The sequence below is a fragment of the Alcaligenes pakistanensis genome, from assembly GCF_014652815.1.
Taxonomy (GTDB): Bacteria; Pseudomonadota; Gammaproteobacteria; order Burkholderiales; family Burkholderiaceae_B; genus Alcaligenes; species Alcaligenes pakistanensis.
In genome coordinates, this window is record NZ_BMZN01000002.1 from 603,987 (window position 1) to 629,601 (window position 25,615).

General features: G+C 55.4%; 23 protein-coding genes and 1 tRNA gene. 8 read left to right on the plus strand and 16 right to left on the minus strand.

The features are described from left to right. Positions 1–15: 15 nt before the first annotated feature. From pcnB to hda, 3 genes are read right to left on the minus strand one after another with little or no spacing between them, the layout of a single operon-like run. Positions 16–1,395 carry a polynucleotide adenylyltransferase PcnB gene (gene pcnB, locus IE156_RS07730; RefSeq protein ID WP_189391944.1) on the minus strand — a complete coding sequence of 460 codons (1,380 nt, stop codon included), beginning with the start codon at positions 1,393–1,395 and terminating at the stop codon, positions 16–18. 10 nt (positions 1,396–1,405) lie between these two features. Further along, the gene (locus IE156_RS07735) at positions 1,406–2,107 is read right to left on the minus strand and encodes an HAD family hydrolase (RefSeq protein WP_189391945.1); all 702 of its coding nucleotides are present in this window, start codon (positions 2,105–2,107) and stop codon (positions 1,406–1,408) included. Between the two features lie 3 nt (positions 2,108–2,110). Further along, entirely contained in the window at positions 2,111–2,809 is a 699-nt protein-coding gene (gene hda, locus IE156_RS07740; RefSeq protein ID WP_189391946.1) for a DnaA regulatory inactivator Hda, read from the minus strand. 54 nt (positions 2,810–2,863) lie between these two features. Between hda and purM the strand changes: the two genes are divergently transcribed. Beyond that, entirely contained in the window at positions 2,864–3,913 is a 1,050-nt protein-coding gene (gene purM, locus IE156_RS07745; protein WP_189391947.1) for a phosphoribosylformylglycinamidine cyclo-ligase, read from the plus strand. Between the two features lie 336 nt (positions 3,914–4,249). Next, complete coding sequence (locus IE156_RS07750) at positions 4,250–5,710, plus strand: NCS1 family nucleobase:cation symporter-1 (RefSeq protein ID WP_189391948.1); 1,461 nt, start codon at positions 4,250–4,252, stop codon at positions 5,708–5,710. A 63-nt stretch (positions 5,711–5,773) separates the two neighbouring features. On the opposite strand, the gene miaA is transcribed toward IE156_RS07750, so the two are convergent. Next, a complete protein-coding gene (miaA, locus tag IE156_RS07755; protein WP_189391949.1) occupies positions 5,774–6,712 on the minus strand; it encodes a tRNA (adenosine(37)-N6)-dimethylallyltransferase MiaA in 939 nt (312 codons plus the stop codon). Then, on the minus strand, positions 6,709–8,571 hold the full coding sequence (gene mutL / locus IE156_RS07760) for a DNA mismatch repair endonuclease MutL (protein ID WP_189391950.1): 1,863 nt from the start codon (positions 8,569–8,571) through the stop codon (positions 6,709–6,711). Before mutL ends, miaA begins: the two co-directional genes overlap by 4 nt. Before the next feature lie 149 nt (positions 8,572–8,720). Between mutL and IE156_RS07765 the strand changes: the two genes are divergently transcribed. Further along, positions 8,721–9,365 carry a VTT domain-containing protein gene (locus IE156_RS07765; RefSeq protein WP_189391951.1) on the plus strand — a complete coding sequence of 215 codons (645 nt, stop codon included), beginning with the start codon at positions 8,721–8,723 and terminating at the stop codon, positions 9,363–9,365. Positions 9,366–9,749: 384 nt separating this feature from the next. On the opposite strand, the gene IE156_RS07770 is transcribed toward IE156_RS07765, so the two are convergent. From IE156_RS07770 to IE156_RS07780, 3 genes are read right to left on the minus strand one after another with little or no spacing between them, the layout of a single operon-like run. Next, positions 9,750–11,120, minus strand: a complete 1,371-nt coding sequence (locus tag IE156_RS07770) for an N-acetylmuramoyl-L-alanine amidase (protein WP_189391952.1) — start codon at positions 11,118–11,120, stop codon at positions 9,750–9,752. Then, positions 11,084–11,584, minus strand: coding sequence for a tRNA (adenosine(37)-N6)-threonylcarbamoyltransferase complex ATPase subunit type 1 TsaE (gene tsaE, locus IE156_RS07775; RefSeq protein ID WP_189391953.1), 501 nt, complete (start codon positions 11,582–11,584; stop codon positions 11,084–11,086). The genes IE156_RS07770 and tsaE overlap by 37 nt, the downstream gene beginning before the upstream one ends. A 9-nt stretch (positions 11,585–11,593) precedes the next feature. Next, complete coding sequence (locus IE156_RS07780) at positions 11,594–12,490, minus strand: AEC family transporter (protein ID WP_189391954.1); 897 nt, start codon at positions 12,488–12,490, stop codon at positions 11,594–11,596. Positions 12,491–12,699: 209 nt separating this feature from the next. Between IE156_RS07780 and IE156_RS07785 the strand changes: the two genes are divergently transcribed. Continuing rightward, positions 12,700–13,638, plus strand: a complete 939-nt coding sequence (locus IE156_RS07785) for a tripartite tricarboxylate transporter substrate binding protein BugE (RefSeq protein ID WP_229841168.1) — start codon at positions 12,700–12,702, stop codon at positions 13,636–13,638. A 72-nt stretch (positions 13,639–13,710) separates the two neighbouring features. Here IE156_RS07785 and IE156_RS07790 read toward each other — a convergent pair whose 3' ends face one another. Further along, positions 13,711–15,999, minus strand: a complete 2,289-nt coding sequence (locus IE156_RS07790; protein ID WP_189391956.1) for an NADP-dependent malic enzyme — start codon at positions 15,997–15,999, stop codon at positions 13,711–13,713. Between the two features lie 166 nt (positions 16,000–16,165). Here IE156_RS07790 and IE156_RS07795 point away from each other — a divergent pair, with 166 nt between their 5' ends. Next, the gene (locus IE156_RS07795; RefSeq protein WP_229841107.1) at positions 16,166–17,143 is read left to right on the plus strand and encodes a LysR substrate-binding domain-containing protein; all 978 of its coding nucleotides are present in this window, start codon (positions 16,166–16,168) and stop codon (positions 17,141–17,143) included. Between the two features lie 116 nt (positions 17,144–17,259). On the opposite strand, the gene IE156_RS07800 is transcribed toward IE156_RS07795, so the two are convergent. The 6 genes from IE156_RS07800 to dctP are packed head-to-tail and all read right to left on the minus strand — an operon-like array spanning position 17,260 to position 23,265. Continuing rightward, positions 17,260–18,744: an aldehyde dehydrogenase gene (locus IE156_RS07800; protein WP_189391957.1), complete on the minus strand. Its 1,485-nt coding sequence runs from the start codon at positions 18,742–18,744 to the stop codon at positions 17,260–17,262. Further along, complete coding sequence (gene dapA / locus IE156_RS07805; RefSeq protein WP_189391958.1) at positions 18,745–19,632, minus strand: 4-hydroxy-tetrahydrodipicolinate synthase; 888 nt, start codon at positions 19,630–19,632, stop codon at positions 18,745–18,747. A gap of 35 nt (positions 19,633–19,667) precedes the next feature. Next, positions 19,668–20,318: a GntR family transcriptional regulator gene (locus IE156_RS07810; protein WP_189391959.1), complete on the minus strand. Its 651-nt coding sequence runs from the start codon at positions 20,316–20,318 to the stop codon at positions 19,668–19,670. Between the two features lie 24 nt (positions 20,319–20,342). Then, positions 20,343–21,662, minus strand: a complete 1,320-nt coding sequence (locus IE156_RS07815; RefSeq protein ID WP_189391960.1) for a TRAP transporter large permease — start codon at positions 21,660–21,662, stop codon at positions 20,343–20,345. Then, positions 21,659–22,180 (minus strand): TRAP transporter small permease subunit, encoded by a 522-nt coding sequence (locus IE156_RS07820; RefSeq protein WP_189391961.1) that lies wholly within the window; start codon positions 22,178–22,180, stop codon positions 21,659–21,661. Before IE156_RS07820 ends, IE156_RS07815 begins: the two co-directional genes overlap by 4 nt. 26 nt (positions 22,181–22,206) lie before the next feature. Beyond that, positions 22,207–23,265 (minus strand): TRAP transporter substrate-binding protein DctP, encoded by a 1,059-nt coding sequence (gene dctP / locus IE156_RS07825; protein ID WP_189391962.1) that lies wholly within the window; start codon positions 23,263–23,265, stop codon positions 22,207–22,209. A gap of 511 nt (positions 23,266–23,776) precedes the next feature. Here dctP and IE156_RS07830 point away from each other — a divergent pair. After that, a tRNA-Arg gene (locus IE156_RS07830) sits at positions 23,777–23,851 on the plus strand. Between the two features lie 74 nt (positions 23,852–23,925). After that, positions 23,926–24,351, plus strand: a complete 426-nt coding sequence (locus tag IE156_RS07835) for a PACE efflux transporter (protein WP_189391963.1) — start codon at positions 23,926–23,928, stop codon at positions 24,349–24,351. Positions 24,352–24,462: 111 nt separating this feature from the next. Here IE156_RS07835 and IE156_RS07840 read toward each other — a convergent pair whose 3' ends face one another. Continuing rightward, entirely contained in the window at positions 24,463–24,852 is a 390-nt protein-coding gene (locus tag IE156_RS07840) for a winged helix-turn-helix transcriptional regulator (protein WP_189391964.1), read from the minus strand. A gap of 151 nt (positions 24,853–25,003) precedes the next feature. Between IE156_RS07840 and IE156_RS07845 the strand changes: the two genes are divergently transcribed. Continuing rightward, a complete protein-coding gene (locus tag IE156_RS07845; RefSeq protein ID WP_189391965.1) occupies positions 25,004–25,615 on the plus strand; it encodes an NAD(P)-dependent oxidoreductase in 612 nt (203 codons plus the stop codon).

A 25,615-nucleotide genomic window follows, 5' to 3' on the forward strand; every position in this document is an offset into this window, starting at 1 on the left:
TGGTGCTGGCTGGGATCACGTTTCGCTGCTCGTCGATGCTGGGCTGCGTTTGGCATTAGGGCGACGACGACGGGTGCGGCGTTGCCCACTGCGTGTAGCCGTGGCTGTAGTGCTGGCCGGTTTGCGCACGGCAATCATGGTGCTGCGCTCTTCATCACCGGCGTCGGCCAAGTCCATCCACCATTGCGCCTGCACGCTATCGACTTCTTTGGCTTCGGCACGAAGTTGTAAAAAGTCCACAGCAGCACGGAAGCGGGGTTGTTCCGTCATGCGCCAGATAGCTCGGTTGGCAATGCGTTCAAAGCGAGGCTGCATAAACCAGATCTCGCGCATGTCCGACTGGAAACGCTTCTGGATAGGCATGATGCGGCTTTGCTTTTCCAGAACCAGATCGGCGGCTTCCAATAGCGCTTGCTGGGGATGCATTTCTTGCGCGATGAGCTTTTCCCACTCTTTTTGCACCAACTTCCAGAGCAGGCAGGCATAGATAAAGCTGGGGCTGACGGATTTGCCAGCACGTACGCGGGTGTCGGTGCGGGCCAGGGCCATATCCAGAAACTCTGCGCCACCGGGCAGGCGCTGCACTGGCTCGACCATGGGCAGCAGCTTGTTGTGCAGGCCCAGAGCTTGCAGACGCTTGATGCAGTCCATGGCATGGCCGCAATTGAGCAGCTTCAGCGTTTCATCAGCCAGACGGGATTCGGGCACATTTTCAATCAGGCGCGACAGCGAGCGGATAGGCGCATCCGTTTTCGGCTCGATGGTTGCGTCCAGCTTGGAGGCAAAACGCACCGCGCGCAGCATACGGACCGGATCTTCCCGGTAGCGGGTCTCCGCATCGCCAATAATGCGCACCTGACGATCTTTCAGGTCGGCAACCCCGTTGTGGTAGTCGATGACGGTTTCGGTCAGCGGATCGTAATAGAGCGCATTAAGCGTGAAATCGCGGCGAGCAGCGTCATCTTCGATGGTGCCAAATTCGTTATCGCGCAAAATACGGCCATGTTCGTCCGTCTGTTTGCCGCTATCGTCGGCCCGGAACGTGGAGGTTTCGATGATTTCCTGGCCGAACACCACGTGTACTAGCCGAAAACGCCGGCCAATAATACGGGCGCGGCGAAACAGGGGACGAATTTGCTCGGGCGTGGCGTCAGTTGCGACGTCAAAGTCCTTGGGCTCCAGGCCCACTAGCAAATCGCGCACTGCGCCACCCACGACATAGGCCTGGTAGCCTGCGTGGTTCAAGACCTCGCACACTTTGATCGCATGACGTGAGACCAGACGTCGGTCTATGCCATGTTCTTCTCGTGTGTAGCGGCGCAACCCTTTGGGACGCACGCTTTTGGCTGGTTTGAGCAGCCGGTCGACAAATGTTTTTATTGTTCGCTTAAGCATGCGTCTGATTTTACGATTTGCTGTCCATCATGTCAGCGAACAAATCGATGACAAGCCAATTACGTTCGGTAGCGACGGCACGCAGCCTGTCGCTGGGGTTGGTTGCAACGGGGTCTGTTACCACTTCCATCAAGGGCAGATCGTTGGGCGAGTCGCTGTAGAACCAGCTGCGCTCGAAGTCCGCCAGGGATTTGCCCATGGTGTTTAGCCATTGGTTTACACGGGTGATTTTGCCAGCCTGAAAGCTGGGCACGCCACTGATCTTGCCGGTGTAGCGGCCATCTTTCATTTCAGGAGTGGTAGCGATCAGGTGTTCCACGCCCAGGGCCGCCGCAATCGGGCGAGTCACAAATTCGTTGGTGGCGGTCACGATGGCCACCAGATGGCCTTGTTCCTGGTGTTTGGCCAGCAGTTCGCGGGCAGCCGGGCTGATCGAGGGCAGGATTATGGCCTGCATGAACTCGTCTTGCCAGGCCAGCAATTCTTCCTGGCTGGCGTTGGTCAGCAGGCCCAACATAAATTCGGCCGATTCTTCGGCCGTCAGCAATCCTTGGTTATAGCGCTCCATCAGGTCTTCATTAAGACGGATGGCTTCGGCCGGATCTCCGACGCGGCCAGTGCGGGCCAAAAAATCAGCCCACTGGTAATCGCTATCTAAAGGAAGCAGAGTGTGGTCCAGATCAAACAGGGCAATAAAAGAGGAAGCAGTCATGACTCAGCGAGAAGATTGGGTCTGGCTATTGGCCAGAAGTTCTTTGAGCAGGGGTAAAGTGATGGGACGTTTCTTTACCAGTGAATAGTTGTCCAGCGCATCGATCAATGCGCTCAAGCGGTTCATATCGCGATCGTAATGAGTCAGGATCCAGCTGAGCACTTCCGCCTGGAGCTGCAGACCACGGGCAGCAGCCCGTTGTTGCATGGCTTCGGACCGGTGGGCGTCCGACAGGTATTCCAGTCTGAACACCAGGTCCCAGCCCAGTCGTGTGCGCAAGTCCTCGCGTACTGACATGGTTTTAGGAGCCCGGTCGCCGGAGACCAATAGCGTGAAGGCGTCTGGCCGGGTGGCCGACTCGCGCCAGCGATTGTACAGCGCAAATACGGCAGCCTGTCCGTGCTCATCAAAACGTTCGATATCGTCGATGGCCAGCAGGCTGGGAGGGGCTTTGTCATCGGTGGCGATGTCAAAGATGGGCTGGGAGGGAGTATCTGAACTAAAATAGCGGCTGTCGTCTAGACTGGCCATCGCCCGCAGCAGATGTGTTCGACCTGCGCCGGGCGGTCCCCACAGGTAAACCGCGCGTCCTGGAGAGCACTGACGCAGAGCCTGCAACGCAGCCTGATTCGCTCCGGCAACAAAGTTGTCCAAAGAGGCAGGCGGTGCTGGAGATATATCCAGAATCAGTTGCTCGGTCATGTGTCGTACAATTTCGTCCAACTCGCAATTTTCACATATCCCACGGCTTTTCCCATGAAAAACACTACTTCTGTTTCCTTGACCTACCGCGATGCAGGCGTGGATATCGACGCGGGCGACGCCCTGGTCGATCGTATTAAACCACTGGCTGCCAAAACCATGCGTGCAGGCGTCATGGCTGGAATCGGAGGCTTTGGCGCTTTGTTTGAAGTGCCTACCCACCTTAAAGAGCCCGTTCTGGTGTCCGGCACCGACGGTGTTGGTACCAAACTACGCCTGGCATTTGATTGGCAGCGCCACGACACTGTGGGTATAGACCTGGTGGCCATGAGTGTCAACGACATTCTAGTCCAGGGCGCAGAACCCTTGTACTTTCTGGATTACTTTGCCTGCGGCAAGCTGTCGGTCGACACGGCCGCTCAAGTAGTTGGCGGTATTGCCAAAGGCTGTGAGCTTTCCGCTTGCGCCCTGATCGGTGGCGAAACGGCAGAAATGCCCGGCATGTACCCCGAAGGCGAATATGACCTGGCCGGTTTTGCAGTGGGTGCGGTGGAAAAATCGCGCATCATTGATGGCAAATCCATTGTTCCTGGTGATGTCGTCCTAGGTCTGGCCTCCAGCGGTGCCCACTCCAACGGCTACTCGCTGATTCGCAAGATTCTGAAGCACGCCAACGCCAAGCCTACTGACGAGCTGGATGGCCGTCCTTTGGCAGACGTGGTCATGGAACCTACCCGCATCTACGTGAAATCCGTGCTGGCCGCCTTGGCTGCCCACGGTGCGGACATCAAGGGCCTGGCTCACATCACCGGCGGTGGCTTGCTGGAAAACGTACCTCGCATCCTGCAAAAGCATCTGTCCGCACGGTTGAAGCGTGATTCCTGGACCATGCCCGCCTTGTTCCAGTGGTTGCAAACCAATGGCAACGTGGCCGACGAAGAAATGTACCGTGTCTTTAACTGCGGTATCGGCATGATCATCATTGTTCCTGCTGATAAGGCAGAGGCCATCAGCGCGACTTTGTCCGAGCAAGGCGAAACCGTCTACAACCTGGGCGAGATCGTGGAACGTCAGGAAGGTCAGGCGCAGACCGAAGTGGTCTAAGACTCCGATCTTACCGTTGTAAAAAAGCCAGCTCATTGAGCTGGCTTTTTTTATGTCTTGACCCGACCGCTTAGAGTCGAAGCTGTTTTGTTTTTGTCAGGATTTCCAAGAGCTTCGGCCTTCATTTTCGATTCAGTATTGCCACAGCGAATTCACTGTATTTGATTTTCAAATAAAGGTTATATCTATTTTCTTATGTTTGTTTTCGAGGCAATCCGAATTCGGATATTACTCGTACATTCCATAATGTTCCTGGTTCAGTAAGGCCCCTACATTAAAGGCAAGAACGTAGAAATATCAGCTGAAATGTTAGAAGCAATTTCTGAGGGGAAGGACATGGAACATTCGGATTTATCGTTAAAAGACCCACACCCGTCTTTGCACAATAAAGACTTGGCACCCTTGCCACGCCAAAAGCGTTTGTGGGGTTGGTTTGAAATTTTCAATGTGTGGTCCAACGACATACAAAGCCTGTTTGGCTATACCCTGGCCGCCACTTTGTTTATCTCGTACGGGCTAAATGGTTGGGCGGTGTTTGCCGGTATTTTGCTGGCCGGTTTCATTGTGATGGGGCTGGTCAATCTCAGTGGCAAACCCAGTGTGTTGTATGGCGTGCCGTACCCTGTGATTGCCCGTATCAGCATGGGGGTGAAGGGTGCCAAGTTCCCTGCGCTGGTGCGTGGGATTGTGGCTATTTTCTGGTACGGAGTGCAGACCTACTTTGCCTCTACCGCCTTGGCCTTGTTGTTCAATGCCTTGCTGGATCACCCCGGGGGAGCTCTGTTTTTAGGCCTGGACTGGGTGGGCTGGTTGTCTTATGTCCTGGTCTGCGTGATGCAACTGGGTATTTTTCTGATGGGTATGAAGTGGATTACGCGCTTCCTGAACTGGGCCGGTCCTTTGGTGTATCTGGTCATGTTCGCGCTGCTAGCCGTGATCTGGTACAAGGCGGGCGATGGCCTGCTGGACAAAGTGGGCGAAATTTTTGCAGGTAAAGGCACGTACGAAGGCGGGCCGTTGATGGCATTTGGTGCTGTGGTCGGGACAATGGTGGCTTACTTTGCCGCGGTCGTGATTAATTACGGTGACTTCTCGCGTTTTGTCAAAGACGAGCGCAGTATGCGGATCGGTAATTTCATGGGCTTGCCTGTTAGCTTGGCCATATTCTCCTTCCTGGCCTTGTTCATTACCGCCGGTACGGCCGTGCTGTTTGGCGAGACCCTGACGAACCCCACTGATATTGTGGATCGCGTTGATAGTCTGGTGCTGACCGTGATTGCGGCCCTGACCTTTTTTGCGGCCACCGTGGGTATCAACCTGGTAGCAAACTTTATTCCTCCCGCTTTTGACTTGGCCAATCTGAAACCTGAGCTTATCTCCGCCAAGATGGGTGGCATTCTGACTGCTGTAATTGCATTTTTCATTGGCGCCTTGTGGCTTCCCTTGATCAGCGCCATTGGCATTACTGGCTTTGTCGATACCTTGGGGGCTTTGTTGGCTCCGCTATACGGCATCATGATTGTGGACTTCTACTTGATCCGCAAACAGCGTGTGGTGGTAGCGGATCTGTTTAGTCTGGAGGAAAGTGGTACTTACTACTTCCAGAATGGCTGGAACAAGCGGGCGATGGCGGCGTTTTTCCTGGCCGCGGTGTTCTCGGTAGCCACAGTGTGGGTGCCTGCCTTGGCCAATCTGGCTGGCTATGGCTGGTTGATTGGTGCTTTGCTGGGCGGTACCTTCCAGTATCTGGCAATGCGTGCCCAGATAGTGCCTAAGCAGGGTAGTGCTTCCGTTTAGTTCTAGTAATAGCCCAAAACACAAAGGCCGCCTTTAACAGGCGGCCTTTGTTTGGGTGGCATATCAGCTGGGCCAGATTTGGCGGGCTGCTTGCACAATGTGCTCGGCTGCTTGCGGGGCCTGGCAATTAAATTGCAGCCGCTCAGGCTCAGAGCGCAACCAGGTTAATTGGCGTTTGGCCAGTTGTCGGGTGGCGGCAATGGCTTGCTCAATGGCCTGATCCAGGTCGACTTGTCCGTCCAGATAGGACCAGATTTGTCGGTAGCCTACGCAACGTATAGAAGGCAGCCCTGGGTGCAGATCAGGGCGCTGGTGGAGTTTCTCGACCTCCTGCAGCAAACCTTGCTGGATCATGTCGTGGTAGCGGGCTGCAATACGCTGATGTAGCCAGGATCTGTCTTCCGGCTCCAGGCTCATGGTGATGTAGCGATGGCTGCTTTCTTGCGGCTGGGTTTTTTCCTGCAACCAGTCGCTCATGCTTTTGCCACTGATATGAAAAATTTCCAGAGCACGCTGAATGCGTTGACTATCCCGGGGGGCCAGGCGGGCTGCAGTGATGGGGTCAATGCGAGCTAGCTCTTCGTGCATGGCAGGCCAACCTACTTCTTGGGCGCGTTCATCCAGCTGCTGACGAATGGCAGGATCGGCCTGGGGTAAGTCGTTCAAGCCTTCGCGCAGGGCTTTGTAATACAGCATGGTGCCGCCACACAGGACCGGGTAATGACCCCGCGCCCGGATTTCCTGAATTAGGCAAGTTGCATCGGTCGCGAACTCGGCCGCTGAATAGCTTTCCACCGGGTCGCGGATATCCAACAAGTGGTGGGGGATGGCAGCTTGCTCCTCGGCGCTGGGCTTAGCGGTGCCAATGTCCATGTCACGATAAATCGTGGCCGAGTCCATCACAATCACTTCAATCGGCCAGTGTTGAGCCAGGGTGTGCGTGGTGGCGCTTTTGCCACTGGCGGTTGGACCGGCCAGGCACAGAATGGGTAAATCGTTCATTGTCCACGCATAAAAAGTTTGTCCAGCTCGCTCAGCTTCCATTGGAACCAGGTGGGGCGGCCATGATTGCACAGGTCGGCCCGGTCAGTCTGTTCCATTTTGCGCAGCAGCGCGTTCATCTCGGGAATGCTCAGGCGGCGGTTGGCGCGTACTGAGCCATGGCAGGCCATAGTCGAGAGCAGCTCGTTACGTTGTTCGTCCAGATGGCGGGATGAACCTACTTGGGCCAAATCGCGCAGGACGGCACGGGCCAGGGATTCGATATCGCCCTGGGCCAGCAGGGCGGGGACGGCGCGCACGGCCATGGTCGTGGGGCCCGCCGGGTTCAGGCTCAGGCCCAGGTCAGCCAGGGTTTCCTGGTGTTCATCCAGCAAAGCGATATCGCTTTCTGAACAACTAAAGACAACCGGGACCAGCAAATCCTGGCGAGGTAGTTCACGGCCATCCAGAGCCTGCTTCAATTGCTCGTAAACCACGCGCTCGTGGGCCGCGTGCATGTCCACCAGAATCATGCCCTGGCGGGTTTCAGACAAAATGTAGATGCCATGCAATTGGCCCAGTGCCATGCCTAGGGGGAACTCGTCTGTCGCATTGTCCGCCTCGCTTTGATAGCTAGTGACCGGCGTGTTGCTGGAAGCCGGCTCAATCGGGCGGTACATGCTTTTCCAGTCTGCGCTGCCACCGGATGGTTCACGCAGGCTGAAGCTGGATTGCCAACCTTGCCGAGCCGGGTGGCTATAGGGCAAGGCCGGTTCGCTGCTGGCGTAAGGGTTGCTTGTAGAGCCAGGGGCTGGCGGGGGAAAGCCGGGCATGGGGGGCGGGGTCGCACCTTCGGGCAAGGGCATCGCGGCCACGGGTGTTTCCCCGGCCATGCTGCCTTGGGCCAGGGCCTGACCGACACTTTGCAGCACAAAACGGTAGACGGCACCGCTGTCCCGGAAACGCACTTCGTGTTTGGCGGGGTGTACGTTCACATCCAAAGTCGAAGGGGCGATGTCCAGGAACAGGGCATAGGCGGGTTGGCGGTCGCCGTGCAGCACATCGGCATAGGCACTGCGAATGGCGTGTGACACGGTGCGATCACGTACAAAGCGACCATTCACAAACAGGAACTGCTTGTCTCCGCTGGGGCGAGCGTGGGCCGGGTGGATCACCAGGCCGCGCAAGCTGATCAAGCCTTGCTCTTGGGCAACGGGCAGGCTTTGCTCAATAAACTCTTTACCCAAGATGTCCAGCAGGCGTTGCTCCAGCGTGCCGCTGCGCCAGTGACGCTGAGGTTTCTCGTTGTGGAACAGGCGAAAGGCTATCTGTGGCTGGGCCAGGGCGATGCGTTCTAGAGCGGTTACGCAGTGACCGTATTCGGTGCCCTCGGTACGCAGGAATTTGCGACGGGCAGGGATCTCGTCAAAGAGCTGGCGTACATCCACATGAGTGCCGATCTGCCCGGAGGCGGGTTGCGGTTCGCCTTGGCCCAGCGAGTATTCCCAGGCGTGGGAATCGTCCTGTGTACGCGAGTTGATCGTCAAACGGGCGACGGAGGCGATGGAGGGCAGAGCCTCTCCCCGGAAACCCATGGAGGCGACGGATTCCAGCTCTTCCAGCGAACGGATTTTGCTGGTGGCGTGTTGCAGCAGCGCCAGGGGCAATTCTTCCTGAGTGATGCCGTGGCCATCGTCGCTGACGGAGATGCGGCGTATGCCACCGCCATCCAGGCGGATCTCGATGGCACTGGCTCCGGCGTCAATGGCGTTTTCCAGCAGTTCTTTCAGGACCGATGCCGGGCGCTCGATAACTTCTCCGGCCGCAATTTGGCTTACAAGCAGGTCGGGGAGTGGGATAATACGGCGTCTTGATGACATAGGGCGGCTGGCCTTGTGTGTATTCAGTGTTGTACCTGTCTGGCAGGTTCAACGGGTTTCAAACGGTAGCGGCTTATTTTAACCGCTTGATCTATGGTGTCGGTCTGGTCAGTATCGGACTGGCTGTTTTGTTATTTTGGTGTGGAACTATGCCCGAGTTACTCAGCATGATCCTTCATATCGACCAATACCTGGGTGTGTGGGTCGAGCAGTATGGAGCCTGGATTTACCTTGTTCTGTTCTTGATTATATTTGGCGAGACCGGGCTTGTGGTTTTGCCTTTTCTGCCGGGTGATTCCTTGCTGTTTATTGCCGGTGCCTTTGGGGCGTCGGGCATGCTGGACCCGGTCATGCTGGGCGCAATCCTGATTGTGGCGGCCGTGCTGGGTAATACCGTTAATTATTACGTTGGGCGGTATATAGGGCCAAAAGTCTTTACGCAGGAGTCCCGCTTTCTGGACCGCCGTGCCCTGGTCAAGACCCATGCTTTCTATGAGAAGCATGGCGGCAAGACCATTGTGATCTCCCGTTTCCTGCCTTTGTTCCGTACCTTTGCACCCTTTGTCGCCGGTGTGGGGCATATGAATGCGATGCGCTTTCAGGCGTACAACATTACGGGTGCTTTGCTGTGGATTTGCAGCCTGATTACGCTGGGTTACTTTTTTGGAAACGTGCCGTTCATCAAAGCGCATTTGAACACCATTGTGCTGATCGGGATTGCGGCAGCGGCAGTGCCTGTTGTGGTGGGGGCTTTGTGGAAGATATTCAAGCGCAAGGCTGATACGGCCTTGTAGGATTTGAGGTCTGTCTAGGCCGCTAAGGTCGAGGAGAAAAGGGCGTCTGAGGATGTCCTTTTTTGTTGGGTTTTGTAACTCTTGCTGGATACTGATTTGATGACTGTCGTGGCAGAAGTGATCTGTGCGGTGGTTATAGATGAAGGAGGACCTAGTGGTGGTGCGATGCAGGCTATGAGGGCTAAAGGTTTAGCGAGTTTGCATAGAGTTTTGCCACTGCTGACCCTGTTTGAGTCCCCACCTCAAGAAAACTGAGATACTCCCTTCCCAAGGCTCAGACAGATCCTTGCTACTGGGATATTGTCTCTTTATGCCAATCTCCAAGGTGCATAAAAAAAGCGCAGCATACAATTGCTGCGCTTTTCTGGTAACCCTGTCCCAAGCTTAGCTACGGCTGGCCAATGCCGGGAACTCGGCAAAGTACCCTCGAATCCCTGTAAAAATCGCTTGTGCAATCTTGTCCTGGTGCGAGGAACTGCGCAGCAGGCGCTCTTCCTCAGGGTTACTGATGAAGGCGGTTTCGATCAGGATGGACGGGATGTCAGGAGCCTTGAGCACGGCAAAACCGGCTCGTTCAACGCTGCGTTTGTGCAAACGGTTGATCTTGCCAATTTCGCCCAGCAGGTGAGCACCTACTTTAACGGAATCATTAATCTGCGCTGCCGTAGACAGGTCCAGCAGAATCTGCGCCACTTGGCGGTTATGAGAGCCCAGGTTCAGGCCACCGATCAAGTCGGCATCGTTCTCTTTTTTGGCCAGCCAACGGGCAGCCGAGCTGGTGGCACCGTTTTGGGACAAGGCATAGATGGACGAGCCACGTGCACTAGGTTTGATCCAGGCGTCGGCGTGAATACTGATGAACAGATCTGCTTTTACCCGGCGCGCTTTTTGTACGCGCACTTGCAGCGGTACAAAGAAGTCCGAGTCGCGGGTCAGGTAGGTGCGCATATTGGGCTGTGCATCGATCAAACGCTTCAAGCGTCGGGCAATGTTCAGCACTACATCTTTTTCACGTGTCCCGCCGGGACCGATGGCTCCGGGATCTTCACCACCGTGGCCTGGGTCCAGCGCAATCAGCAAGGGGCGATTGGGTGTACCAGGTGTGGCCGATGGCGTCGCCGTACGCGGCGGCGTGGTGACGGGGGGCGGCGTGTTGCGAACTACTGGCGGCAAGGTTTGTCCTTGTACGGTGGGTACAGGAACGTCGGGCGAGTTTTGAGCCAGGCTTTCCAGTACGGAAGCCAGCGGGTCATTGTCGTCCTGGATTTGCAGGGCCAGCAGTGGATCTTGAGCCACGCGAGGATACAAATCCAGTACCAGACGGTATTTGTATTCGCCAACGGGCTTAAGGGTAAAAATCTGGGGGGCGACGGCCTGTTTCAGGTCCAGAACCAGGCGCACGACGTCGGGGCGGTTCTGGCCCACACGCACAGATCGAATGTACGGGTCGTTAGGGCGAACCTTGGAGACCAGTTCTTCAATGGTGCGGTTCATGGTCAAGCCCTGGATATCCACCACCATGCGGTGCGGATTTTCCAGTGTGAAGTGCTCGGCCTTGAGCTCGCTGTCCATCTCCAGGGTGACGCGGGTGTATTCGTCTGCCGGCCAGGTACGGACGGCCACGATCGTGCTGGCATGAGCCAGCCGCGGGATGACGGGAAGCAGGAACAGGGTAGTGGCCGTGGCGACGAATCGGCGACGGGCCTTGCCGGCTGGGGCTACTTCTGCTGGCTGGGGGCGAGTGTCGTAATCCATAGCGTTCCTTTGGCGCTGCGTGCATCCAGGGTGGCCAAGCGACCGTCACCACAATAATCCAGGTGTAAATCCAGATCGGGCTCGGGTAATAAACTCCCTGCTTTCTCGGGCCATTCGATCAGCACAACAGCATTGTCTTGCAAAATATCGCGAAAACCAGCGTCGACCCATTCTCGTGGATCGCTAAATCTATAAAAATCAAGATGATAGAAGTATAAGCTAGAAACTTTATAACTTTCAAGTAAAGCGTAGCTAGGACTTTTGATACGACCGGTAACGCCGCAGCCCCGCAACAGGGCTCGAACGAAGTGAGTTTTACCGGCGCCCAGGTCACCATGAAGATGAATTCGGCCACCTGTAGGCACTCCGGGAACCTGGCCGCTTAGCAGCGGGGCAAGGCGCTCGGCCAAAGCCGTGGTGGCGTCCTCGTCAGGCAAGGACAGGGTCAAGGAATGCGGATTCATAGGCGCAAATCAGGTAGCGAGGGATAACCACAATGGAATGGTCAAGCCCGCTAGTATAGTGCCGATCGACATGGTCAGCGCGACCAGACGGCTATCCGCTCCCATGCGGGCAGCCAGTACATGGGCAGAGGAAGCGGTGGGCAGAGCGGCAAAGACCAGTAACATCTGACGCTCTAGTGTGCTCATGTCCAGCAGCCAGGCAATCGCCAGCGCCGCTACCGGCAAGGCCAGCAATTTGATAGCGGTAATCCAACTGATTAAGGCACCGGCCTGGCGCGAACCCTGCAAGGATAAAGTGGCGCCTACACACAACAAACCGATGCCCAAGGCACAAGCTCCCAGGCGGCTAAATGCCAACTGAGCGGGGCCGGGGACAGATAAGCCCGCCAGATTCCAGCCCAGGGCGGCCACAGTGGACAGGATCAAGGGGTTTTTGAGCAGCTCGATGGCAATACGGCCTTGTTGTCCTCGTGCCAATACAGTGACAGCCACCATGTTCGCCATCGGAACAGAGAAACCCACCAGCAAAGCCATGACGGCCACGCCTGACGGCCCGGCAATCGCACTGGCCAGGGACATGCCTAAATAGGTATTGAAGCGGAATGCGCACTGGGTCAGGGCAGCATGTTGCAGATGTTCGGGCTTGAGGATGGGCAAGGCCAGCCAGGCCAGGGCGGTCCCGACGGCAATCAGGGCAGCCGCAGCGACCAAGAGTGGCCAGGTATCCCCCAGATTGAGCGGGATGCGGGTAATGGAGTCAAAGAGCAGTGCTGGAAACAGAACGTAATAGACCAGCTTTTCGGCACCCTGGAAAAATTCCCGGCTGAAACCAAAGCGATGCAGCAATAAAGCGCCCAGCGCAATCAATAAGAAATCGGGCAGAATCAGCGGGAATATTGTGGTCATGATGACGGTAAATAGAAGCAGATATAGGTATATCCCCTGTAGGTATCTGCTTTCAGAATTAACAATGAATGAGGTTTAGCTGCGCTATTATTAGTTAACTCCCCTTACCCAGGGGACGGATCTACAAAAAAATCTAAAGAGGAGATGTTCCCATGATAGAGAAGTTTCCCAAAAAATTTGCGCTGCTATCCCTTTGTGCAAGTTTGGCGATGATTGGCACCGCGACGGTTGCACAGGCTCAAGCTAACTACCCCAATCAGGCGATCCGAGTAATCGTTCCTTTCGCTCCTGGCGGCTCCACTGACATTGTGGCGCGTATTGTCACCAAGGGCATGAGCGAAGTGCTGGGCCAAACAATGGTTGTTGAAAACAAAGGTGGTGCCGGTGGCGCAATTGGAGCAGCAGAAGCGGCTCGCGCTAAACCCGATGGCTATACCTTGTCGATTGCCACTATTTCGACCCTTGCGGTGAACCCCGCTTGCCGTCCCAATGATTTGCCTTACGATCCTCTGAAAGACTTCATGCCGGTCAGCAACTTTGCCAACCTGCCCAACGTGATCGAGGTCAATCCCAAATTCCCGGCACAGAACTTCAAGGAGTTTGTGCAGCAGCTCAAAGACAATCCCGGCAAATACTCCTACGGTAGCTCGGGCACTTGCTCGGTTCTGCACTTGTTTGGCGAAGCCTTCAAGTTGGAAACCGGCACAGATATCGTGCACGTTCCCTACCGTGGCGCCGGCCCGGCTGTGACCGATGCCGTGGGTGGCCAGATCAACGCTATGTTTGATAACCTGCCTTCGTCCATGGCCCAGATCCAGGCGGGCAACTTGCGCGCCTTGGCCATTGCGTGGCCCGAGCGTCTACCGGCGTTGAAAGATGTGCCTACACTGGCTGAAGAGGGCTATCCGCAGTTGAACAGCCCAGCTTGGTACGGTCTGTTGGCTCCTAAAGGCACGCCTCCTGAAATCGTCGCCAAACTGCATCAAGCCGCTGCTGAGGCCTTGAAAAAGCCCGAGATTATTTCGGCTTTGGAGAAGCAAGGTGCTACGCCATCGGGAAATTCGCCTGAAGAGTTTGCCAAGGAAATTAAAGAGCAATACGACTGGGCGCATGACGTGGTCAAGAAAGGCAATATCAAGCTGGAATAAGCGTTTGACGGTATGTTTTACCCATAAAAAAACCGGCCTTCACAGGCCGGTTTTTTTGTTCAGCCCTAAGGCTTAACCACGGTTAGCTTGCAGCACCGTCAGAGCGGTCATATTGATAATACGACGCACGGTCGAGCTGTAAGTCAGGATGTGCACCGGAGCGTTGGCACCCATCAGGAAGGGACCAATTGCTACGTTGCTGCCTGCTGCTGTTTTCAGCAGGTTGTAGCTGATATTGCCAGCGTCTACGTTCGGGCAAACCAACAGGTTGGCTGAGCCCTTCAGGGACGAGTTAGGCAAGGTGCGGCTACGCAAGGACTCGTCCAGCGCGCAGTCGGCGTGCATTTCGCCGTCTACTTGCAGGTCTGGTGCCTGTTCCTGAATCAGTTTCAGTGCTTCGCGCATTTTGGGGCCCGAGGCAGCCGAGTCCGAACCGAAGTTGGAGCGCGACAGCAGGGCAACCTTGGGCTCCAGACTCAGTGTGCTCAGCATGCGAGCCGCTTCAATGGTGTATTCCGCAATTTCCTGCGCATTCGGGTCGTCGTTGACGTGCGTATCCGTCAGGGCCACGGTGCGCTCGCCCAAGAGCAGAATGTTCATGGCGGCGTAGACGCTGGAGCCGGGCTTGCGACCGATCATCTCATCAACGTAGCGCAGGTGGTTGTGATAGGAGCCGATCGTGCCGCAGATCATGCCATCGGCATCACCCAGATGCACCATGGTGGAGCCGATCAGAGTCAGGCGACGGCGCATTTCCACGCGAGCCATTTCCTTGCTGATACCGCGACGGCACATTTTTTCCCAGTACGTTGTCCAGTACTGGTGGAAACGGTCATCGGACTCGGGGTTGGTCACTTCCACGTCCACGCCCAAACGCAGGCGCAGGCCGAACTTTTTGATGCGGGACAGCAAGACAGCAGGGCGGCCTACCAGAATGGGTTGGGCCAGCTTCTCGTCCACGATCACTTGCACCGCACGCAGAACACGCTCTTCTTCACCTTCAGTGAAGACGATGCGAGCCTTGCCGCCTTCACGCACCAATTGCTTGGCAATCGCGAATACGGGCTTCATGAAAGCGCCGGAGTGGTAGACGAACTGTTGCAGCTTGGCGATATAGCCTTCCAGATCGGCGATAGGGCGGGTTGCCACGCCTTCTTCCATGGCAGCTTGGGCTACAGCAGGAGCGATGCGCACGATCAGGCGGGGATCAAAGGGCTTGGGAATCAAGTAGTCGGGGCCAAAACTCAGACCATAGCCACCGTAAGCAGCGGCCACCGCTTCGTCCTGCTCTTCCTCCGCCAAGGCAGCAATGGCGCGGGTAGCGGCTTTTTCCATGCCACGGGTAATCGTGGTTGCACCCACATCCAATGCACCGCGGAAGATGTAAGGGAAACACAGCACGTTGTTGACCTGGTTCGGGAAGTCCGAACGGCCGGTCGCCATGATCACGTCATCGCGCGCGGCTTTGGCCACTTCAGGCAAAATTTCCGGTGTCGGGTTGGCCAGCGCCATCACAAAGGGACGGTCTGCCATTTTCTGCAGCATTTCTGCTTTCAGCACGCCACCGGCGGACAGGCCTACGAACACGTCGGCGTTTTCGATCACGTCAGCCAGCTTGCGGGCGTCGGTTTCTTTGGCGAAACGGGCCAGTTCAGGCACTTGATGACCAGGGCGGCCTTTGTAAACCACGCCATCAATGTCAGTCACCCAGACGTTTTCTTCAGGCAGACCCATGTCCACCATCAAGTCCAGGCATGCCAGAGCAGCAGCTCCGGCACCGGAGGTTACAACCTTGATCTTCTTGATGTCTTTGCCGACAACTTTCAGGCCATTCAGGAAGGCAGCCGTCACACAAATGGCGGTACCGTGCTGATCGTCATGAAAGACGGGAATATTCATGCGTGCGCGCAGCTTGCGCTCCACTTCAAAACACTCGGGTGCCTTGATGTCTTCCAGGTTGATGCCACCAAAGGTAGGCTCCAGACCGGCAATGATGTCCACCAGCTTGTCCGGGTCGGTTTCGTTGATCTCGATATCAAACACGTCCAGACCGGCAAACTTCTTGAACAGAACGGCCTTGCCTTCCATCACGGGCTTGGAGGCCAGCGCACCAATATTGCCCAGACCCAGCACAGCAGTACCGTTGGAGATCACACCCACCAGATTGCCGCGACCGGTATAGCGGAAGGCATTTTGTGGGTCGATAACGATTTCTTCACATGCGGCGGCGACGCCAGGCGAGTAGGCCAGGCCCAGATCACGTTGGCTGACCAAGGGCTTGGTCGCGGCAATCGTGACTTTGCCGGGAATCGGGAACTCGTGATAATCCAGTGCAGCTTGTCGATCTACGGGTGAACTCATAGTTTCCTCTTACTCAGGCGTCAAACAGGTGTTTGGTGGAATCCGGGGATGGCGTGGGAAGTAGGCACCAGCGCCGCTTTTCAACAAGTGTAGATAATTAAACAGGCCTGGGTATTAGGGCTTATTATTACCCCATTAGTAATTGCTTATAGATAGAGATAAAGGCTTGGAAACAAACGATATCGCCCATAGATTGGTGCAACGGCTCAAGCTGCGCCATTTGGCCTTGCTGATCGAGATCGATCGCCTGGGTTCACTTACCAAAGTGGCGGATTTAATGGCGATGAGCCAGCCTGCTGTCACCCAGGCTTTGGCTGAGGTCGAGCAAGTATTTGACACACCCCTGTTTCTGCGTTCGTCGCGTGGCATGGAGGCAACAGCGCAAGGGCAGATTGTCATTTCACGTGCCCGGGCGATGGTGCAGGATATGGAGTTGCTGAGCCTGGACTTGCAGGCGCACAGCATGGGGCGGCAGGCTCACTTGCGCTTGGGAGTCATTCCTTTGGTGTCCGGCAAGCTGGTTTCAACCGCGTTGCGAGCTACGCGTCCCCAAGGACAGGTCGTCTCGGTCAGTATTACCGAAGGTCTGACCGAAACGCTGCTGGAACAATTACGCGATCATGCCTTGGATGCGGTCGTGGCTCGTAGCTCGCCTGAATTGAATATGAAAGGCTTGCGCCATGAAGCCCTCTATGCGCAGCAACCCCGCCTGATCGCCAGCCGAGAGTTAGCCGGTCGATTGGGGCGCCGTAAGCTGGATTGGGCGCAGTTACAGGATCTGGACTGGATTTTGGGGCCACGTAACACGCCGATGCGGCGACAAGTCGCCAACTTGTTTTTAAGGGCCGGTTTGCTGGAGCCCGTGCCTAGCGTGGAAACTTCGTCTCCCAAGCTGATTGGGGAATTGATCGTGAACCATGCCCGTGCGGTGTCCGTAGTTCCCACCGAAATCGCCGAGGAGCTGGTGCGCGTATCCGGGGTGGCGATCGTGCCGTATTCCTTCGAGTGGGGGTTGTCGCCCATCGCCCTGTTTACCAGAATGGCAGGCCCGCAGCGCCCGGTGGATAAATTGTTTGCGCAGGAGTTGAAAAGGGTGTGTACGGATAAGACGGTGCCGCTGGAGCGGGGGGCGTTTTTTTATTAGTCTTGCCTGGCCGGCCTACTCTAAGGACTGCCCCCACACCAGGCGCTGATCTGCGCTTGGAATGTGGAGGAGCAAGGTTCAGCTTGCCTTTATTGCAAACTGAAAACTGGGATAGCTTATTGGTTTACGTACCAAACCGTCTTGGTCTGTTGGTATTGATCCAGGGCTTCCATTCCCTTGTCTTTACCGCCAAAGCCGGACAGTTTGAAACCGCCAAAGGGAGCGGTGATATCGCCTTCTGAAAAGCCATTGATCGAGACTGTGCCCGCTTTGATCTTGCGTGCGACCCGCTGTGCTCGACGCACATCGTGGGTGTAGATGGATGCGGCCAGACCGTATTGGGTATCGTTCGCCAGAGCGATGGCTTGTTCCTCTGTCTCAAAGGTCGTCACAGCTAGCACGGGGCCGAACACTTCTTCCTGGAACAGGCGGTCTTCGGGGGTGATGTGATCGAAAATAGTGGGTTCGATATACCAGCCACTACCCAGTTCTTTGTGAATTCGGCCACCATGAACCAATTTGGCATTTTTGCCTGGGTTCTCCAAAAAGCTGGCTACCTTTTCAAAGTGTGCCTGTTCGACCATAGGTCCGATAGAGACATCGGGGTCTGTGGGCAAGCCCACTTTCCAGTCGCGCAGTCCCACCTGGAGCTTTTGCAACAGGCTGTCTTTCAGGCTGCTATGTACGAGCAGGCGGGAGCCGCAACTGCAGTTCTCGCTCATGTTCCAGAAGGCTGCTGCCAGAATGGCAGGAACCGCTTCGTCTAGCTGGGCGTCCTCAAAAACGACCTGGGGGCTTTTCCCGCCACACTCCAGAACCACTTCCTTCAAATTACTTTCGGCGGAGTATTTCAGGAACAGTCGCCCAACTTCGGTAGAGCCCGTGAAAGACACGATATCTACATCCTCATGTCGGCCCAGAGGTTCCCCTACCTGCTCGCCGGTGCCGGTAATAAGGATTAAGGCCCCCTCTGGAATGCCGGCCTGATGCGCCAACTGCGTCATGCGATACGCGCTGAGGCTGGTTAGTTCCGAAGGTTTAACAATCACGGAATTCCCGCAGACCAAGGCTGGTGCCACTTTCCACGCATACATTTGAGCGGGAAAGTTCCAGGGCAGCACCGCAGCAACTACCCCAATCGGTTCTTTCATGATCAAACCCAAGGCATCTGGGCCAGTGGGCGAAATGCGGCCAAAGCATTTATCAGCGGTTTCTGCATACCAGCTAAAGGTGTCAATCGTGGCTGGCATGTCGGTGTTCAGGCATTCGGTGATAGGTTTACCTGCATCGACACAATCCAGTGCGGCCAGTTCCTCAGCGTGTTGCTCCAGCAAGGCCACCCACTTAAGCATAATTTTTTTGCGGTCTGCGGGAGACAGGCCAGACCATTCACCGGATTCAAAACTGGCACGGGCGGCTTTAACGGCAGCCTGAACGTCAGAGGCATCACCGGCGGCAATTTTGCCAATCACGGCCACATCAATAGGGCTGATGTTGTCGAGCTGAATGTGATTGGCTGCCTGATGTCCGGGGATCAGGTGCGAGGCATGCAGTTTTCCTGCACGAGCCAAGTCAAATACAGTGTCTTTCTGCTGGGGCATTCAGGCCTCCTGTTCAATTTTGTATGCGTTGATCTGTGCCAGAAAGTTGTCGCGTTCTTGTTGATCGACTGGTAGCAGGGGCAAACGTACCGAACCGACATCAATGCCGTGACGGACGCAGCCCAGCTTGGCTTTCTGGTTGTAGTTGCCGGACTCCATCGCGGCAATCGCGGGCAGCATGGCGCCCATCATGCGACGCACGTTGGCCCAGTCTCCCTGTTCGGCCGCTTTTAGCATGTGGACCTGTTCGGCAGGAAACACATTGGCTCCGCCGCTGATCCAGCTACGAACGCCCCAGAACAGGAAGTCGGCCGCTTGGTCATCACAACCGCAAATGACTTGAAAGTCGGGCAGATCGGCATTGACCATGGCAACCACCCGGCTGAAGTTGCCGCTGCTTTCCTTGATGCCCACAATGTTTTTGACCTTGGCCAGTTCGTAGACGGACTCCAGTTCAATCTGGATGCCAATGCGTGCAGGGAAGTTGTACATGACGATGGGCAGCGTGGTGGCTGCCGCCACTTCCTTGAAATACGCCACCACCTCATTCTGCCCAGGCAAGCTGTAGGGGGTGGGAGAAAGCATTAGAGCTTCATAACCCAACTCCTCGGCTTCACGAATCCGGCTGATGGCTTCGGCCGGGGACAGAGAGTTCACACCGGCAATCAATGTGGTGCGACCACGCCCGGTCTTGGCAACGATTTCCAGCACGCGGCGACGCTCTTGCGCACTCAAGGCGTAGTATTCGCCCGTGGTTCCGCAAGCCACAATACCGCCCACTCCGGCTTCAATAAAACACTCAACCAGGCGCTCCAGGGCCTCTTCATTCAACTGATTATTGGCGTCAAATGGGGTAACGATAGGAACGAGAATGCCGTTCAGATTCATGTTGTCTCCAGCTTATTAATAGTTGATCTATGGGTTTATTCGATGACTTTGCGGGTGAAGGCGCTGAGGTAGGCCATCAGCGTCTCGGATCCCTGCAGAGCCATATCGGGATTTCCGTCCTGTATCCCTTCGGCCAGGGTCAAATGAGCCTGGGCTCCGGCTTCCAGGTCGCCTTCGTATTGGTAGGCGTACCAGAATCGTCTGCACTGAACGATCATGGGAGTGACCGCCTGTACAGCAAAGGTGTTGCGGCAGGCTTGGTGGATGACCTCGTCCAGGTGCTGATCAGCTAGCATGTAGGCGTCTATATCTTTGGCGTTGGCGGCATCCACCATGGCCTGGGCGTGGGCGAGCAAGGTGCTGCGCTGAGAGGGAGTCGCCCATCGGGCGGCCCCTTGCACAATCAAGCGCTCCAGAACCCGGCGCGTTTCAATCAGAGTCAGATGTTCAGCCACGCGGATTTCACTGACACGCAGACCTCGGCGTGGCTGCTGTTCGATCAATCCCAAGGCCACCATGCGCATCAAAGCTTCGCGCAAGGGGGTGCGTCCCAAACCTGTCATTTCCACCAGATCACTTTCTACAATGGCCTGACCAGGCTCCAGTTTGAGTGTGGCAATTAACTGCTCAATCGCTTGATAAGCGGTTTCAGCGGCACGAGAAGAAGGGGTGGGGGCGCTACTCACAGAGACTCCAATATAAAAATGGCATTAAAAACCGGATACTTGCTGAGGCAGCCACGTTGCAATCGCAGGAAACAAAGCGACGATTAGCAAAGTCAGCAGTTGGGCAAGAATAAATGGCACGACCCCTCGACATACTTGTCCGTATGTCATGTCTTTAGGGGCAATGGACAGGAGGTAAAAAATGGATGAGGCTAAAGGCGGTGTCAGGTAGCTGGTTTGAATGACGACAATCACCATGACGCCGAACCATAAAGGGTCCAATCCTGTTGCCACAATAAAGGGTAGGAAAAGAGGAACGCAAATCAGCACGTTCGCTGTCCAGTCCAGCACAAAGCCCAGCAGAAACACGATACCCAAGAACAGGATGATCGTACCGGTACTGCCCAGACCCAGATCGCTGGTTAGCATTTGCACCAGCTTGGCCCCACCGTTGGCTGCGAAGGCCCCGGTGAACATGGTACCTCCGGCCACAATCAGCATAATCATCGCGGTAATGCGCACCGTGATCCGCAAGGCCCCACTGAAAACCTCCCAGTTGAATTGGCGGTAGAAAATGCACAGGACAGCAGCGGCCGCGGCACCTAAGGCAGCAGCCTCAGTAGGCGATGCAATCCCTTTCATCAAGGAGCCTAGAACGGCGATGATCAGGAGCATCATGGGCACTAGACCACGCATGGTAATACTGATTTTTTCACCCAAAGGTCTACGCATATCCTCGTCATCCACCCGCGGCCCCAACTCCGGCTTGAGCGTGGTGGCGATCAGGATGTAAGCGACAAAGAGCGTTGTCATCAACAAACCTGGAAAGAGCATGGCAGCAAACAGCTCTCCAACCGGAACCTGGGCCAGGGAGGCATAGACGACCGCGACCACCGAGGGAGGGATCATGGTGCCCAGAGAACCCCCGGCGCAGATCGTGCCAGCAATCAGCGAGTTGTTGTAGCGAAAGCGCTTCATGGCCGGAATAGCCATCAGCCCCACCATGATTTCCACCGCCCCAACCACGCCTGCCGCAGCGGCAAAGGTGGCTGCCATGGCGATTGTGGCGATCGCTAGCCCGCCTGGCAGCCCACCCAGCCATAACTGCATGGTGCGAAATAAGCGTGCCGCGATACCCGAACGTTCCAGCAGGGCTCCCATCAAGACAAACATGGGGATCGCTGACAGGATATGGTTGGTGGCAGCGCCATATAAAGCGCCATACATCTGGTCAAAAACCATGGGGCCAAAGGCGTACCAACCGGCCAGGAAAGCGGGCAGGATAAGAGCAAAAGCCACTGGCATGCCCTGGAAAATCAGCAGGAACAGAGCAGGAAACATTAGTCCGGCGATCCATAAATTCATGGGCTCACCTCGGCTTCAGCATGGTTATTTTCGTTGACCGCACAGCGCAAACCATGTGCCAGCAGTTGTAAGGTAAAAGCGATCAGGCCAACGGCAATGCAGGCGTAGAACGGCCACATAAGCGGAGCCCAAGGGCTGACCATCTCGACCTCATTCAGCTTCCAGGCTGTCCAGGCTTTGTAGATGCTGACCTTGCTTAAAACAGCAAACAAGGGAAACAGCACCAGCAGATACAGGACCAAGTCTGATATACCGGCAAGTGATTTGGGTAAGTGCTTGCGCACCACATCAATGCTGATGTGCTCGTTCTGACGCATCACCCAGGCCATGCCTAGCAGGAAAATAGCACCATTCATCATGTACGCGACATCGAACGCCCAGACCGTAGGGGCGTGAAGGACGTAGCGAGCAAAAACTTCCCACACCATGGCTGTGACCAGGATTGCTGCCGCCATTTCCGCCAGCCGAGAGCTGACAAGGGCGATAAAGTCGATCAGTTTTGAAATAGGCTGCAGCATGGCAGCTCTCCTTCAGAAAGTGGGGCTTAGTCTCGGATCAAGTAATTGCTTTCACTGCGCCAGCGGCTCAGGAAGCCGTCGTAATCAGTCAGCAAATTTTTCATGTAGTCGTTGCCTGATTGAGCTTGTGCCTCAGCTTTCTTATGCACCCAGTCATTGCCTGCCTGCGCCAATTGCTTGATAAAGGCAGGATCCAGGGTGATGATTTCATTGCGTCCTTGACGATACTTTTCCATCGCTTTGATATCGGCGTTGTAGAAGTAGTCCAGGGATTGATGAGTAGTCAGTTCGGCAGCGGCCTCGATCAGCTTTTGCAAATCGGCCGGCACTTTATCCCAAGTGTCTTGTTTGAGGACCACTTCCCACATAAAGGTGGGTTGATGCACTCCGGGGACCACGATGTATTTGGCGGCCTGATGAAAACCTTCGGGAGTATTGGAGGACGGCGTGGCCCATTCCACGGCATCGACGCCTTTGCGCTGCAAGAGGGTGTAGGTGTCGCCAGGCGGCACAACCGTGGGAACAGCGCCGAAATAGTCTTTCATTACGTCGGCCCAGGCACCGGAGGTACGGTACTTCAGCCCTTTCAAGTCCTCTGCATTACGAATGGGGGTGTTGGAGTGGGCCAGCACTTCAGTGGAACCCAAACCGACAATCATGGTTTTAAGGCCGTTTTTGGAGCGCAGCTCCTGCAGCTTTTCTTTGCCGCCGCCTTCGTACAGCCAGACGCGATAGGCATCAGGCCCCATGCCGCCGGGATAGCCCGCAAAAATGGCATTGGCCGGATCTTGATTGACCAGATAACTGGAGGTTGAGTGTCCAGCTTCGACTACACCTGTTTCTACCGCCTCAAATACTTTAAGGGCTGGAACAATGACCCCCGCCCCAAAGGGTTGGATTTCAACCCGGTCTCCTGTCATGAGCTTCACGTTCTTGGCGAAACGCTCCAGGAAGTTCTGATAAAAGGGTGAGCCCTCCGGTACAGAAGTGGGGACGCGCCAGCTGATATCAGCGGCCTGTACCGAGGCCATACCGCATAACAAAAACAAACCAGCAATTCGTGATGCACCAAGTTTGGATTTCATATTTGTCTCCGGTGGTTTTTTTATAGTCCAGCTCTGTCTGAGGCCAGCGGCCAGGGCGAGAGCATGGAAAGCATCTTAATATTTTATAAATATATTAACAACATATTTAGATTGGGGTTTGTCCTAGAAGGCGTTGGGGACGGCATGCCGATTGGGTTTAGGTGGGTTTTTTGGGTGACGTTCGGCAGGGATTGGCCGTTTTAGTACCTGTTTTTTGGGATGTGGGTGTGGGTTTTGAAGCTTGCTTGAACCGTCAGGATGAGCGTTGCTCTTGTGGGGTTTTTTTCATGCAATGCGGGGTGGTTTGTTTCGCTGTTTCAATCCTTTCGTCCCTGCGGTCTAGCTGGTACACTTTGCGGCTGCTTTTCTGAGAAGCGCGCAGCAGTAGGGTAAGGGCTTCGAACAGTCCTTTTGCTGTGGCACTTCCGGCTGCACCTGGCGGGAAAAAGCTTGTATTCCTGCGGTGTATGTGGCGTCTGGCCTTATAGGCCCACTCCACAGAAAGCCCACCGGGCCCATAGTTAAATGGATATAACTTTCCCCTCCTAAGGGAAGATTGCAGGTTCGATTCCTGCTGGGCCCGCCATCGTATTTTTAATCGTAACGTTCTCCGGGCTCCTTGATGTGGGGCTGTGGGGCGTGCGCATAAGCAGCTTAGTCATGACACTCCAAGGTTGGAAACGCCGCGCTTTTTACGTGGGTTTATTTGAATTTTTTGCCATTGTTTTTTCCTCGTTCCTGCTGGCGTACTTTGCCGGTGGCGAGGCGTCCGAGTCCGCACCGATTGCCGTCGCAATCTCGGTTATTGCGATTGTTTGGAACTATGTGTTCAACACGGCTTTCGAGCATTGGGAATCCCGTCAAAGTGTCAAGGGTCGCAGCCTGTTGCGACGCGGCGTGCATGCAGTCAGCTTTGAGGCTGGTCTGGTACTTGCCATCGTGCCTTTGTATATGTGGTGGTATCAGGTCGGTTTGATGGAAGCCCTACGGATGGAAGTGGCCATTTTGGTGTTCTTCCTGATCTACTCTTTTATCTTCAGTTGGACCTTTGACCGGGTGTTTGGTTTGCCAGCCAGTGCGGCTTGAACTCCTTGCGCCTACCCATAGAAAAAGCCGCGTGATAGCGGCTTTTTCTATGGCAGATAGTAAGAGGCAAGCCGTAGCTGCCAACAAGGCAGGCTGCACTTGGGTAAACAATTACTCTGCTTGTGACTCCCGGCGCGCCTGACAAATACGCGCATGATGTACATCCGCCCATTTCACCAGTTCCCTCATGGGCACCAGAAAGGATTGTCCCAGTTCGGTCAGCGTGTACTCCACACGCGGGGGCACTTCCGCATACAAGGTCCGTTGTACAAATCCATCAGTTTCCAGTCGCTTGAGCGTACGCGAGAGCATTTGGCGGGAAATATCCCCAATTTCCCGGCCCAGCTCGTTAAAGCGCAGGGTGCCCGGCGCCAGGGATTCCAGGATCAGCAGGCTCCATTGGTCGCCAATTCGATCCAGCACGTCACGAATAGGACAGGGTTGCTCAAACTCTTCCTGTAGTGGACTGGAAACTAGTGCTGCTGCGCTTGATGAGGACATTTGTCATCGCCTTCTTGGGTTCAATAGTCACTTCCGTGTGACCTGGTATGGCCTGCGTGACTTCTTGTGGACTGTCAAAAAACTATCTAGCATTACGTTTAATGGTCTACTTTATAGACCAGGTCTTAATTTGAGCACACAAGGAGCTGTTATGTCTCGTATTGCATTGATAGGTGCTTCTGGCGAAGTCGGTTCGCGCCTTTTGAAAGAACTCTCTGATCGTGGTCATACGGTGACAGCGATTGCCCGCCATCCTGAAAAAATTGCCAGCCTGCCCCATGTCACTGCTGTTCAAGGTGATGTGAATGATCTGGACGGTTTGATCGCGCTCTTGCAAGGGCACGATGTGGCGATTAGCGCAGTTCGTTTTGTGTCTACCGATCCCTCCAAACTGATCACGGCGGTTCGGGCTGCAGGTGTGAAGCGCTATCTGCTTGTGGGCGGTGCAGCCAGCCTTGAAGTGGCTCCCGGCCAGCGTTTGATTGATCAGCCCGCCTTCCCGGACGCGTACCGTACGGAGGCCTTGGGCGGCATTGCTTTCCTGGATCAGTTGCGTAAGGAGCAGGAGCTGGATTGGACTTTCCTGTCTCCCTCGGCGGAGTTTGGTCCTGGACAGCGCACGGGCAAGTTCCGTCTTGGTAAGGACAGCCTGCTAGTCTCAGACCAGGGCAGCAAGATTTCTTATGAGGATTACGCTATCGCCTTGGTGGACGAGATTGAGCGTCCTTCACACTCGCGCCAGCGATTCACAGTAGGTTATTAA

What these genes read in the sequence shown, in the direction of transcription:
- pcnB (WP_189391944.1), bottom strand. Translation starts at nt 1,395, where the DNA reads ATGCTTAAGCGAACAATAAAAACATTTGTCGACCGGCTGCTCAAACCA.
- IE156_RS07735 (WP_189391945.1), bottom strand. Translation starts at nt 2,107, where the DNA reads ATGACTGCTTCCTCTTTTATTGCCCTGTTTGATCTGGACCACACTCTG.
- hda (WP_189391946.1), bottom strand. Translation starts at nt 2,809, where the DNA reads ATGACCGAGCAACTGATTCTGGATATATCTCCAGCACCGCCTGCCTCT.
- purM (WP_189391947.1), top strand. Translation starts at nt 2,864, where the DNA reads ATGAAAAACACTACTTCTGTTTCCTTGACCTACCGCGATGCAGGCGTG.
- IE156_RS07750 (WP_189391948.1), top strand. Translation starts at nt 4,250, where the DNA reads ATGGAACATTCGGATTTATCGTTAAAAGACCCACACCCGTCTTTGCAC.
- miaA (WP_189391949.1), bottom strand. Translation starts at nt 6,712, where the DNA reads ATGAACGATTTACCCATTCTGTGCCTGGCCGGTCCAACCGCCAGTGGC.
- mutL (WP_189391950.1), bottom strand. Translation starts at nt 8,571, where the DNA reads ATGTCATCAAGACGCCGTATTATCCCACTCCCCGACCTGCTTGTAAGC.
- IE156_RS07765 (WP_189391951.1), top strand. Translation starts at nt 8,721, where the DNA reads ATGCCCGAGTTACTCAGCATGATCCTTCATATCGACCAATACCTGGGT.
- IE156_RS07770 (WP_189391952.1), bottom strand. Translation starts at nt 11,120, where the DNA reads ATGGATTACGACACTCGCCCCCAGCCAGCAGAAGTAGCCCCAGCCGGC.
- tsaE (WP_189391953.1), bottom strand. Translation starts at nt 11,584, where the DNA reads ATGAATCCGCATTCCTTGACCCTGTCCTTGCCTGACGAGGACGCCACC.
- IE156_RS07780 (WP_189391954.1), bottom strand. Translation starts at nt 12,490, where the DNA reads ATGACCACAATATTCCCGCTGATTCTGCCCGATTTCTTATTGATTGCG.
- IE156_RS07785 (WP_229841168.1), top strand. Translation starts at nt 12,700, where the DNA reads ATGATTGGCACCGCGACGGTTGCACAGGCTCAAGCTAACTACCCCAAT.
- IE156_RS07790 (WP_189391956.1), bottom strand. Translation starts at nt 15,999, where the DNA reads ATGAGTTCACCCGTAGATCGACAAGCTGCACTGGATTATCACGAGTTC.
- IE156_RS07800 (WP_189391957.1), bottom strand. Translation starts at nt 18,744, where the DNA reads ATGCCCCAGCAGAAAGACACTGTATTTGACTTGGCTCGTGCAGGAAAA.
- dapA (WP_189391958.1), bottom strand. Translation starts at nt 19,632, where the DNA reads ATGAATCTGAACGGCATTCTCGTTCCTATCGTTACCCCATTTGACGCC.
- IE156_RS07815 (WP_189391960.1), bottom strand. Translation starts at nt 21,662, where the DNA reads ATGAATTTATGGATCGCCGGACTAATGTTTCCTGCTCTGTTCCTGCTG.
- IE156_RS07820 (WP_189391961.1), bottom strand. Translation starts at nt 22,180, where the DNA reads ATGCTGCAGCCTATTTCAAAACTGATCGACTTTATCGCCCTTGTCAGC.
- dctP (WP_189391962.1), bottom strand. Translation starts at nt 23,265, where the DNA reads ATGAAATCCAAACTTGGTGCATCACGAATTGCTGGTTTGTTTTTGTTA.
- IE156_RS07835 (WP_189391963.1), top strand. Translation starts at nt 23,926, where the DNA reads ATGACACTCCAAGGTTGGAAACGCCGCGCTTTTTACGTGGGTTTATTT.
- IE156_RS07840 (WP_189391964.1), bottom strand. Translation starts at nt 24,852, where the DNA reads ATGTCCTCATCAAGCGCAGCAGCACTAGTTTCCAGTCCACTACAGGAA.
- IE156_RS07845 (WP_189391965.1), top strand. Translation starts at nt 25,004, where the DNA reads ATGTCTCGTATTGCATTGATAGGTGCTTCTGGCGAAGTCGGTTCGCGC.